Genomic DNA, 11,841 nt, shown 5'->3' with positions numbered 1-11,841 from the left:
TTATCACAGGAGGCGTGATGAATATTCGCGATCTAAAGTTATTTTTACATCTAGCTGATAGCTGTCACTTCGGACGCACTGCTAATGCAATGCATATCAGTCCATCTAAATTATCTCGCCAAATACAACGTCTAGAAGAAAGTTTTGGTCACATTTTATTTATGCGTGATAATAGAACCGTACGCCTCACCGAAGCAGGAAAACAATTTAAACAATTTGCCCAACAAACACTGTTTGAATATCAGCAACTTCGTCACTCACTTAACCAACAGAGTGCCTTATTGACCGGTGAATTACGCCTATTTTGCTCAGTCACTGCCGCCTATAGTCACTTACCTAAGCTCCTTGATAACTTTATCCTTTAATCGAAATTAAATTAACCACTGGCGATGCAGCGGATGCTGTCAATAAAGTTGCCAGGCAAGCTGCCGATTTGGCAATTGCCGGTAAACCTGAAAAACTACCTGATAATATTTTATTTAACAAATTAGGTGAAATTCCGCTGGTTTTGATTGCCCCGTCATTAGCTGGAACGATCCGTCAACCAATTACGCAACCACAACCGAACTGGCAACAAATTCCCTTTATCCTGCCAGAGCACGGACCTACCCGCCAAAAAATTACAATTTGGTTTCAACACCAAGCTATTAATAATCTGTTAATTTATGCTACCGTGTCAGGCCATGAAGCTATTGTATCGATGGTTGCGCTCGGTTATGGTATTGCATTAATACCAAAGGTTGTGGTTCATAATAGCCCAAAATCGATCCGCCATCGTATTCTACAGCTTGACCCTATTTCGCCCGTTGAACCTTTTGATCTTGGCGTTTGTGTTTTAAATAAACGTCTTAATGAACCATTAATTCGAGCATTCTGGCAGTTGCTGACTGTTGCCAATATGCGCAGTCAATAACTGACCATGCGCCGCTTTTGCAGCGAGATGGTGCTCAAAAAGGGCTTCAGAACCGGATAGTTCAAATGCCGCTAAAACACGCCCATAATCAGTGTTATAACTGGGATAATGGAAAAGGGTAATATCCAATAGCTACCTAATGTTTGCAAAAACTTAAGTAGCGCGCCAGGTGACTCTGAAAAAACAAAACTTAATAGCCTCCACCCACCATATAACGCACATGGAGCCTAGCCATTTCATCATGAGAAAGATCGGTAACGTCATAATCAGCTTGTTGTAGTAAGTCAGCAACAATGTCAACAGATTCGTCAACCCCATAGCTCAACCGGACACCAACAAAAATACGCTCTTACTCTGAATTTATGTCGCTATAGCGATAATTAAATTCAGTAACACTACGCTTACCTAATACTTGGTAGAAACGCAAAAAACTTTCTTGTTGCTCAAGGATGGTGACAGCGAATAATGCTTCTCGTTGTTCGCCTAATTCACAACGCTCTGAAACATAACGTAAACCATGAAAATTGATATTAGCACCCGTTAAAATATGCGCTAAACGTTTACCTTTTATGTCATGCTGCTGAACATATTTTTTAAAACCGGCTAATGCCACTACCCCTGCTGGCTCGGCGATAGCACCGAACCTCTTCGAATAAATCTTTAATCGCAGCACAAATATTATCACTATTGACCGTAATAAGATTATCGACATATTTTTGACACAGCTGAAAATTTTCATCGCCAATACGATTAACGGCTACCCCCTCAGCAAATAAGCCAACACTGGGTAAATCTATCGGATACCCGGCTGCTAAAGCGGCCTTGAGACAAGCGGCATCTTCTGCCACAACAGCAATAATTTTAATTTCAGGCATTAATTGTTTGATCAAGATCGCTACACCGGCAATCAATCCTCCACCACCAACCGGCACAAAAACATGATCAAGGTGAGGAGCTTGTGTAACAATTCCATCGCTATTGTTGTTTGACCCGCAATCACTACCGGATGATCAAAAGGTGGCACATAGGTGTATCCTTGCTGATGAGCAATTTCAATCGCTTTAGCTTTCGCCTCATCAAAATTTACCCCATATAAAAGCACTGCAGCCTGCAACCGCCGAACAGCATCAACTTTAATATCAGCAGTGGCTAATGGCATCACAATCAATGCCGGGATCCCTATCCGACTGGCCGACTAGCCGATAACACAACACCTTGCGCATGATTACCGGCCGAAGCGGTAATGACACCATTAGCTCGCTGCTGTGCTGACACAAACCAGAAATCATGCTATAAGCGCCACGTAACTTAAAACGATGCATTAATTGAAGATCTTCACGCTTAACCAAAATGACATTATCAAACACCGTTCGGAGATTTTTTTCATCTCCTGTAATGGGGTGATTTGTGCTAATTGATAAACTGGCGCTTTTAGCGACGCGGTTAAATAATCCACTGCCGATGGTAAACTTTGCAAAGAAGAAAGCGCCATTTTATTCCCCCAGCTTCGTTTTATCACGCACTGGCCCCTTATCTGCAGTTGTTGCTAATGCAGCATAAGCGCATAGTGCAAAAGAAACTTTACGTTCACGCTTGCGTGACGTCCATGCTTTTTCACCACGCTTTAATTCAGATTGCTTACGTTGATGCAATATTTCGTTATTGATATTTAAGGCAATCTTGCGAGCAGGAATATCAATAAGATCGCCATCTTCAATCAACGCAATCAAACCGCCACTTGCCGTTTCTAGCGAAATATAGCCAATTGATAATCCAGAGCTACCACCAGAAAAGCGATCATCAGTAACTAATGCACAGCTACTCGCTAATCCCATTGATTTAAAATAAGAAGTTGGATAAAGCATTTCCTACATGCCTGGCCCTCCTCTTGGTCTTTCATAATGAATTACCATTATGTCACCAGCCACTATCTTACCACTCAATATTGCTGCTACAGCCTCTTCTTGACTATCAAATACCTTTGTCAAACCACGAAATGTCAGACAATTTTCATCAACACCAGCGGTTTTGACAATACAGCCATCTTCAGCAAGGTTGCCAAATAAAACCGACGGCCCTCCATCCTGATTATATGCATGAGCTAAATTGCGAATACAGCCTGTTTGACGATCAAGATCTAAAGATGGCCAACGACATATTTGTGAAAATGCTTGAGTAGTGCAAATACCAGCCGGCCCTGCTGGCATACATCTGTTTCACTGCATCATCTTGCGTCAATATGACATCATACTGCGCTAACATTTGAGTGACGTTCAAACCAAGAATATTTTTTACCTGACGATTAAGTAATTGCGCGCGATCTAATTCACCTAAAATAGCGATCACCCCACCGGCTCGATGAACATCTTCCATATGATATTTGGCAATACTCGGTGCTACTTTACACAAATGCGGTACTTTACGTGATACCGATCAATGTCTGCCATAGTAAAATCAACCTCAGCTTCCTGCGCTGCCGCTAATAGATGTAATACCGTATTAGTCGATCCGCCCATGGCAATATCAAGGGTCATCGCATTTTCAAATGTAGCTTTACTGGCAATATTGCGTGGTAAAACACTGTCATCATCCTGCTCATAATATTTTTTCGTGATCTCAACAATACGTTTACCCGCAGCCAATAATAACTGTTTACGATCGCGATGTGTTGCCAGTCAAGAACCGTTGCCAGGCAAAGATAATCCTAATACTTCCGTCAAACAGTTCATTGAATTAGCGGTAAACATGCCTGAACATGAGCCGCAAGTCGGGCAGGCTGAATGTTCAATTTGTTCGCTTTATTTATCACTGACAGTCGGATCTGCACTTTTGATCATAGCATCAACCAAATCTAGTTTAATAATTTGATCAGAAAGTTTGGTTTTACCTTCTTCCATCGGGCCACCTGATACAAAAACAACCGGAATATTTAAACGCAACGCGGCCATCAGCATTCCTGGTGTGATTTTGTCACAATTAGAAATACAAACCATCGCATCCGCACAATGTGCATTAACCATATATTCAACTGAATCTGCTATAAGTTCTCTTGACGGCAAAGAATACAAAATACCGCCATGCCCCATAGCAATACCATCATCAACAGCAATGGTATTAAACTCTTTTGCCACACCACCAACGGCTTCTATTTGTTTAGCAACTAACTGACCAAGATCACGTAGATGCACATGACCAGGGACAAATTGAGTAAATGAATTGACAACAGCAATAATTGGCTTACCAAAATCAGCGTCAGTCATTCCTGTTGCCCGCCAAAGTGCCCTTGCACCAGCCATATTACGACCATTGACCGTTGTAGCAGAACGATATTCTGGCATTTTTATTCCCTTGGTATAAAAATTGACGATAACTAGTCGCCAATAAACATCTATTAATTTGAACTAACTATTAACGGGATCTAACCAATCCCATTTGTCTTTTGTCGAACCATCAAATAAACCAAAAAAGCCTGCTGGATACGCTTGGTTACTGGGCCACAATGACCGGCTCCGACTTGTATACCATCAACGCTACGAACTAGCGTAATCTCAGCCGCTATGCCGGTCATAAAAATTTCATCAGCCAGATACAACGATTCACGTGATAACATCTGTTCACGGACTTCAAATCCCAATTCAGTGGCCAACTTAATAATCGCATCACGTGTGATGCCGGTTAGCGCCGACGAGGTAAATGGCGGTGTAAAAAGTACGTTATCTTTAACTTCAAATAAGTTCTCACCCGCCCCTTCGGAAGTATAATCATTAACATCTAACGCTATTCCTTCCTGATAGCCATGGCGTCGAACTTCGCTACCTACCAGTAAAGAGGATAGATAATTACCACTAGCTTTAGCCACAATCGGGATGGTATTGGGTGCGGCACGATGCCAGGACGAAACCATTGCATCAATACCTTGTTCGAGTGCTTTTTCACCGAGATACGTTCCCCAAGGAAAAGCAGCAATAATGACATCAGTTTTGTAACCTAATGGTGGATTAACTCGCATACCAACATCACCAATAAAAACAAGTGGTCTAATATAGGCACTAACCAACTTATTTTTACCAATCGTTTCGCGACAAGCCGCCATCAACTCATCAACACTTTGGCTTAAAGGAATGCGATAAATTTTGGCTGAATCATGTAAACGCTGCATATGCTCACGATGACGAAAAATTACTGGCCCTTGATGAGAGTGATAACAGTGAATACCTTCAAAAACCTAAGTACCATAATGTAAAGAGTGAGACATAACATGTATCTTTGCCTGCGCACAAGGCACCATTTCTCCATTAAACCAAATATAATCTGCTTTTTTTGTCATTTTTTACCTTACATTACGATTGATTGTTTGGCAGCTTGTTACTTGATTTCAATATCAAAAACATCTGCTAATTTAATTAACTGGGAACAAAGTAGATTTAGTGGACGCTGACTATTAACCGTTATTGCAATGCTAACGTTATTTCCATCTAATACTTTACTCATACTTATTGCATTAACCTGAAAACCGCGATGACGAGTCCCCCAAAAAATGCGCTCTAAGACCTCTGGTCAAAAGCGCGCTGCAATATTTAATTGATATTCTCTCATCAAGGTTTCTCCATCATTTTTTCATTGCTGGCACCAGGAGGAACTAATGGCCAAACATTTTCTAATTCATCAACAGATACCTGTAGCAAATATGGGTCTGCATGACTGAATAATCTATCCAGTGCGTCATTAATTTTTGAAGTATGCGTAATACGCTGACCAGCAATATCGAATGATGTGGCTAATGCGATAAAATCTGGATTATTCGTTAACTGAGTTTCACTGTAGCGTTGTTGAAAAAATAACTCTTGCCACTGACGTACCATGCCCAAACGTTGGTTATCGATAAGCACAATTTTGATTGGTAATTGTTTGCGCTTTATGGTGGCTAGTTCCTGAATATTCATCATAAAAGAACCATCACCTGAAATAAAAATAACCGCTGCATGAGGGCGGGCTAACTGAGCGCCGATTGCAGTTGGAATACCAAATCCCATTGAGCCTAATCCACTTGAGGTAATAAAATTTTCTGGAGCTCGAAATGCCATATGCTGTGCTGTCCACATCTGATGTTGCCCAACATCTGTTGTAACAATGGTGTAAACATGCATACGTTCTGAGATTTGTTTTAATATAGCAGGGGCATCGATAGCATTCCCTTTATGGTTATAATTCCATTCATGCTCTTTTTTCAACGCGCTGACTTTGGCTTGCCATGAAGCAATATTTAATGGTCTAGCTAATCTCGGTAACAATAGTTTTGCATCACCGAGCAAACAAACATGCGCCTGACACAATTTATTCAATTCAGCATGATCTATGTCTAAATGGATGACTTTGGCATTAGGGGCAAATGTATTCAATTTACCGGTCACACGATCATCAAACCTGGCGCCAACCGCCAACAATAAATCACATTCCTGCACAGCAAAATTTGCCGCTTTACTGCCATGCATACCCAACATTCCCAAATAATGCGGATCATCTGCTGTGACAGCACGAGCCCCCTTTAATGTAGAAACTGTAGGTAATCCTGAGATAGCAATAAAATCCCTCAATTCAGCGACTGCCCCTCACATACAAAATAGGTTGTTTCGCTTGCTCCATAATTTCACATGCAGCAAGCAGCTAATTGATAGGCAGAATAAAATCGGTTTTGTTCAACTGGCATCAAATAAGGTACCAAATGAGTTGTCTGCAACTGTATATCTTTGGAAATATCAATTAAAACTGGGCCTGGACGACCCGTTGTTACAATACTGAAAGCCTCGGTAATAACCTGTGACAACATATCAGCAAAATCCACTAAGAAACTGTGTTTTGTACAAGCTAAAGAAAGACTTAAAACATCAACTTCCTGAAAGGCATCTGTGCCAATAAGCTCCAAAGCCACCTGTCCTGTTATGGCAACGATAGGCACTGAATCTAATAATGCATCGGCTAAACCAGTGATCAAATTGGTTGCTCCTGGCCCTGATGTTGCAATACAGACTCCTGGTTTATTCGTTGCTCTTGCATAACCGATAGCAGCCATAACAGCACCTTGCTCATGGCGACATAAGAGATGTTCTAATGTTCTAATGTTCTAATGTTCTAATGTTCTAATGTTCTAATGTTCTAATGTTCTAATGTTCTAATGTTCTAATGTTCTAATGTTCTAATGTTCTAATGTTCTAATGTTCTAATGTTCTAATGTTCTAATGTTCTAATGTTCTAATGTTCTAATGTTCTAAATCACTATCATACAAAGCGTCATAAACAGGCATAATGGCCTCCCCTGGATAACCACAAATCTATTCAACCCCTTGGGTAATTAATGACTGAGCTAACCATTGTGCTCCATTCATTGTTTTGATCCAGAAACCTAATTTGTTAGTTTATTTTTCTAAACTTTTACCGACAACTAAAATTTAACGCTAAAAAAACTCCGTGCCTTTCGGTGCTGGGTTCTTGTGAAATCTAGCTAGTTATTCTGCCTTTCTTCTTCCAAGTGCTGCCCAGCACGGTGGGATAATCACCACTACGCTCACAATAATTAGGTTAATTATTAGGGCAAACATCTTCGTTATAATATCCGTTCTTTGATCTTGATAATTTATTTATTTATTTAGAGTCAACACGTTGACACTTATTTGACAATACTTATTTTATTTTTTTATCGAAAAATAAAAAATTACGATTAAAATCAATAAATAAATCTCAGAATAAAATAATTCTATTGAAAACAAAAAATAATTGAAATAAAAAACCATTAAATGCAATTAATACAAAAAATTTAACCAAAAAGTCATTTCATTATAAAATGATAAACCACGACTTATTAATTAATGTCAGAAATTGTAATACAGACAACTAATAGCCAATTTTCATTATCAAAAATGTCAGCGCTGTCCTAAAAAATTACCACAAAAGTAAAAATTTCGGATACTTCTCTAACAACCTTCCCATATTCACCAAAAGCTAGTTTGTACCTAATTTACTAACTAAGAAAATAGTGACATGACATTTTAGGGAGGAAATATGGCAATAGCGGTTATTTACACTAGAGCTTCAATCGGTATGAATGCCCCACGAGTAACAGTTGAGGCCCATATTAGCAATGGGCTACCTGGACTCACCCTAGTAGGGTTGCCAGAAACAGCCGTCAAAGAAGCGCGTGATCGTATCAGAAGTGCTTCAATAAATAGTGGTTTTCAGTATCCATCTAAAAGAATAACTATCAATTTAGCGCCGGCTAATCTGCCAAAAGAAGGCGGACGTTATAATCTAGCTATCACACTCGCCATCTTAGCGGCATCGAAACAAATTACATCAATAAAATTAAATCAATTCAAATTCCTTGGCGAATTAGCACTTTCTGGTCAAATTCTTCGAATAACAACGGCACAAACAGCGTTAAAAAAATCAGCATAAATTGATCACTTCCCTAGAAAACACAAATGAATTAAATTTGTTACCAACAGAAAGTGTCTATTTTTATGAGCATCTATTAGCTGTTTGTCATTTCTTACATGATCAAAATACTTTACCTCACAATCAAGAAACACCTATCACCAACCATAAGCACTCTAACATAACAGATATCAATGATATTATTGGCTAACAACATGCCAAACGCGCATTAGAGATAACAGCCGCAGGAGGACATAATCTTTTACTACTTGGCCCACCAGGCACAGGTAAAACCATGCTTGCCAACCACCTTATTACTATCTTACCTAATCTAACCAATCAAGAAGTGCTAGAGGTAGTGTCAATAAGAAATTTATGTGATTCTCATTTGATAACGAAAAATGGCTTACACCGCCATTTAGAGAACCTCATCACAGTGCTTCTATAGCAGCATTAATTGGTGGAGGAAGCTTACCCAAACCGGGAGAAATATCCTTAGCCCATAATGACATTTTATTTCTTGATGAACTCGCCGAATTTGAACGAAAAGTGCTCGACACACTTAGGGAACCGCTAGAGTCTGGAGAAATAATAATTTCACGCGCAAAAGCTAAAGTTAATTTCCCAGCCAATATTCAACTTATTGCCGCTTTAAATCCCAACGCGATGGGCCACTCACTATAAAGGCATATATAACCGAGCTAGCCCTAAAACAGATCCTCCGTTATCTAGCAAAGATATCTGGACCATTCTTATATCGTTTTGATCTCTCTATAGAGGTACCTCTGTTACCGCTAGGTACTTTAAGCCTCTCTGCACCTACAAATGAAACCAGTTTCAATATAAAACAACGTGTTATACAGGCAAGAAAGCAATAAATTAAACCTTCCGGTAAAATTAATGCAAAACTAAATAGCAAAGAAGCCGCACTTTTTTATAAACTAAAACCAAATGACACCTTTTTTTAGAAACAACATTAAATAAACTTGGCCTCTCAATCAGAGCCTGGCATCGTATACTGAAAGTTTCACGAACCATTGCCGATTTAAAACAGCAACAATACATTGAAAAAATTTATATTATTGAAGCAATTAGCTATCGCAGTATGGATAAGCTACTTATTCAATTACAAAAACAAATTGAATAATTAAGGGGTATTAAAACCCCTTTTTTTAGAACTATGATGATATTAATCATCAGTATCGGTATAGTCTTCAGAGGGATCCAGTTGTGGTTTACCTCCAGATAAGGTATGAAAACGCTTAGGTCGGCTAATATGAGTCATATACTTAGACCATACTTTTTCTTCTGGTGTCAAAGGTTCGCGTTCACCGCGACACATAGCAACAAAAAGTTTTTCTTCTTCTGTCTGAGGTTGACGCTTACCTAAATCAAGTTCATTGAAAGCTTGACCGCAACATTCTAACAACTGAGCTTCTTTAATGGTGAAATCACCATGACGAGAAAAACCTCGAGGATAATTTTTATTATCAAAAAAACGATTAGTCGTGATAAAGCTTTCTGCCATCTAACACACTCCTAGCTCTCTAATGTCACACTCATTATGGCGCGGAGTATTAGTTAGCAATTGGATTCTGTAAAACAAAACATTTAAATCGTTAAGATTAAAAATTCTGGAGATTGCTGTGGATACTGAATTATTAAAAACTTTTTTAGAAGTTAGTAAAACTCGACATTTTGGTCGAGCAGCCGAATTATTATACCTAACACAGTCAGCGGTAAGTTCTCGAATACGTCAATTAGAAACGCAATTAGGTACTATTTTATTTGCCCGTCATCGCAATAATATTCGTTTAACTACCGCGGGCGAACGTTTGATTCCGTACGCTGAATCGTTAATAAATACCTGGCTACAAGCTAAAAAAGAAATTTCTTATCAATCATTACACACAGAATTTTCAATAGGCTCAACAATATCACTATGGGAAGGATGCTTAACAAATTGGATACAACTTATCTATCAAAAACATAAAGATCTTCATCTTGAATGCAGAATATCCACGCGACAATCTTTAGTAAAACAGCTTCATTCACGCGAACTTGATTTACTTATTGCAATCGAACCGCCAAAAATGGATGAATTTGAAAGCGCCATCATTGGTGAAATAAAATTACAATTAATGACAAATAAAAAAAATTTAACTTTGTCGAGATTCAATTACATCAAACTTGAATGGAGTCCTGATTTCAATACCACTGAAAAATCATCTTTAGTTGAAAATTCGCCGACACTACTCACAACATCGGCTAATCTTGCGCGGGAGCTATTATATCCAACAAAATCTGCCTCTGTTTTACCAATTCATTGGCTTAATCAATATCATGAATTAAAAACACTATCGAAAGTTGTCTATAGCAAACCAATTTATGCTATTTGGTTACAAAATAATGGACAAGAGACGTTTATTGATAAATTAGCAAAAATACCTATTAAGAATAACTAATTATGAATGAGTAAAACATAAACTTTTAGTTACATTACCTATCATTAACAAAAAATATTTATTATGGCTAAAAAATACAAAAAAAAAAACGATCCTAGCCTTTTTGTATTTAATATTTACCAAAAATAATATGATAGAACAGAAATACATCAATTTTAATAACTAAAAATTAAAATAGAAATATAGCTTTTGGCGGCCCATAAAAAAACCCATTCTATTAAACTGGGTTTTTAATATTTAATAACATTATCTATAAAGCCGTAAATGGCAGGGGCGGAGAGACTCGAACTCCCAACACCCGGTTTTGGAGACCGGTGCTCTACCAATTGAACTACGCCCCTAATAGGTGGCGGTGCGGACGGGACTGGAATCCACAGACCCCGGCGTGACAGGCCTGTATTCTAACCAACTGAACTACCTCACCTTCACTAACGGTCTTTCCCATTAGCATTAAATCAAAGCCTGGAAGTTCCGTACTCTCACATGGGGAGACCCCACACTACCATCGGCGCTACGGCATTTCACTTCTGAGTTCAGCATGCATGGGGTCAGGTGGGACCACCGCGCTATTACCACCAGACAAATTCCTTTTTTATCCCGTCTTATTTCGCTGCCTTCCGGCCTGCTCACCTACCTCAGTAGCGACCACGCCTCTGCCTTCAGCAAAATCCGACCATATTCAATCTCAAAACAAGCTAAAATTCTTTCTCTCTCAAAACACCTTCGGTGTTGTCAGGTTAAACCTCTCGGGGTCATTAGTACTGGTTGGCTCAACGTATCAATACGCTTACACACCCAGACTATCTACGTCCTCGTCTTGAACACCCCTTATAGAACATTACTGTCAGGGAAGACTCATCTTGAGGCAAGTTTCCCGCTTAGGTGCTTTCAGCGGTTATCTCTTTTGCACTTAGCTACCAAGCGATGCCATTGGCATAACAACCTGTACACCAGTGGTGCGTCCACTCCAGTCTTCTCGTACTAGGAGAGCAGCCTCCTCCCTCAATCTTCCTTCGCCCACGACAGATAGGGACC

At 39.3% G+C, this 11,841-nt stretch carries 3 protein-coding genes, 1 tRNA gene, 2 rRNA genes and 7 pseudogenes; 3 read left to right on the top strand and 10 right to left on the bottom strand.

The window, feature by feature from the left end; all coding sequences use genetic code 11:
• Positions 1 to 17 precede the first annotated feature (17 nt).
• Positions 18 to 913 (top strand): annotated as a pseudogene (gene ilvY, locus ARADI_RS10060) (HTH-type transcriptional activator IlvY).
• Here ilvY and ilvA read toward each other — a convergent pair.
• The 6 genes and pseudogenes from ilvA to ARADI_RS10030 form a co-directional block, all read right to left on the bottom strand.
• Positions 860 to 2,405: pseudogene (gene ilvA / locus ARADI_RS10055) on the bottom strand (threonine ammonia-lyase, biosynthetic). The pseudogenes ilvY and ilvA overlap by 54 nt on opposite strands.
• Before the next feature lies 1 nt (position 2,406).
• Positions 2,407 to 4,251, bottom strand: a pseudogene (ilvD, locus tag ARADI_RS10050) (dihydroxy-acid dehydratase).
• Between the two features lie 63 nt (positions 4,252 to 4,314).
• A pseudogene (locus tag ARADI_RS10045) lies at positions 4,315 to 5,240 on the bottom strand (branched-chain amino acid transaminase).
• Positions 5,241 to 5,278: 38 nt separating this feature from the next.
• Positions 5,279 to 5,458, bottom strand: a pseudogene (locus tag ARADI_RS10040) (ACT domain-containing protein); the annotation flags it as partial.
• Positions 5,459 to 5,508: 50 nt separating this feature from the next.
• Positions 5,509 to 7,022: pseudogene (gene ilvG, locus ARADI_RS10035) on the bottom strand (acetolactate synthase 2 catalytic subunit); the annotation flags it as partial.
• A gap of 394 nt (positions 7,023 to 7,416) precedes the next feature.
• Positions 7,417 to 7,509, bottom strand: coding sequence for an IlvGEDA operon leader peptide (locus ARADI_RS10030; RefSeq protein ID WP_119711974.1), 93 nt, complete (start codon positions 7,507 to 7,509; stop codon positions 7,417 to 7,419).
• Between the two features lie 460 nt (positions 7,510 to 7,969).
• Between ARADI_RS10030 and ARADI_RS10025 the strand changes: the two are divergent.
• A pseudogene (locus ARADI_RS10025) lies at positions 7,970 to 9,488 on the top strand (YifB family Mg chelatase-like AAA ATPase).
• Between the two features lie 42 nt (positions 9,489 to 9,530).
• Here ARADI_RS10025 and ARADI_RS10020 read toward each other — a convergent pair.
• Entirely contained in the window at positions 9,531 to 9,869 is a 339-nt protein-coding gene (locus tag ARADI_RS10020; protein ID WP_119711969.1) for a MaoP family protein, read from the bottom strand.
• 118 nt (positions 9,870 to 9,987) lie between these two features.
• Here ARADI_RS10020 and hdfR point away from each other — a divergent pair, with 118 nt between their 5' ends.
• Positions 9,988 to 10,806: an HTH-type transcriptional regulator HdfR gene (gene hdfR, locus ARADI_RS10015; protein WP_119711968.1), complete on the top strand. Its 819-nt coding sequence runs from the start codon at positions 9,988 to 9,990 to the stop codon at positions 10,804 to 10,806.
• A gap of 265 nt (positions 10,807 to 11,071) precedes the next feature.
• Here hdfR and ARADI_RS10010 read toward each other — a convergent pair.
• The 3 genes from ARADI_RS10010 to ARADI_RS10000 form a co-directional block, all read right to left on the bottom strand.
• A tRNA-Trp gene (locus ARADI_RS10010) sits at positions 11,072 to 11,147 on the bottom strand.
• 119 nt (positions 11,148 to 11,266) lie between these two features.
• Positions 11,267 to 11,386: ribosomal RNA gene (gene rrf, locus ARADI_RS10005) — 5S ribosomal RNA — on the bottom strand.
• 153 nt (positions 11,387 to 11,539) lie between these two features.
• Positions 11,540 to 11,841 (bottom strand): 23S ribosomal RNA (locus ARADI_RS10000); the annotation flags it as partial.

The sequence above is a fragment of the Arsenophonus endosymbiont of Aleurodicus floccissimus genome (genome assembly GCF_900343025.1).
Lineage (GTDB): Bacteria > Pseudomonadota > Gammaproteobacteria > Enterobacterales > Enterobacteriaceae > Arsenophonus.
The sequence above is the reverse complement of the archived record's forward strand: the minus strand, read 5'-3'. Positions and strand labels throughout refer to the sequence as shown.

Excerpts from the sequence above, each read along its gene's own strand:
- ARADI_RS10030 (WP_119711974.1), bottom strand. The coding sequence starts at position 7,509 with ATGTTTGCCCTAATAATTAACCTAATTATTGTGAGCGTAGTGGTGATT.
- ARADI_RS10020 (WP_119711969.1), bottom strand. The coding sequence starts at position 9,869 with ATGGCAGAAAGCTTTATCACGACTAATCGTTTTTTTGATAATAAAAAT.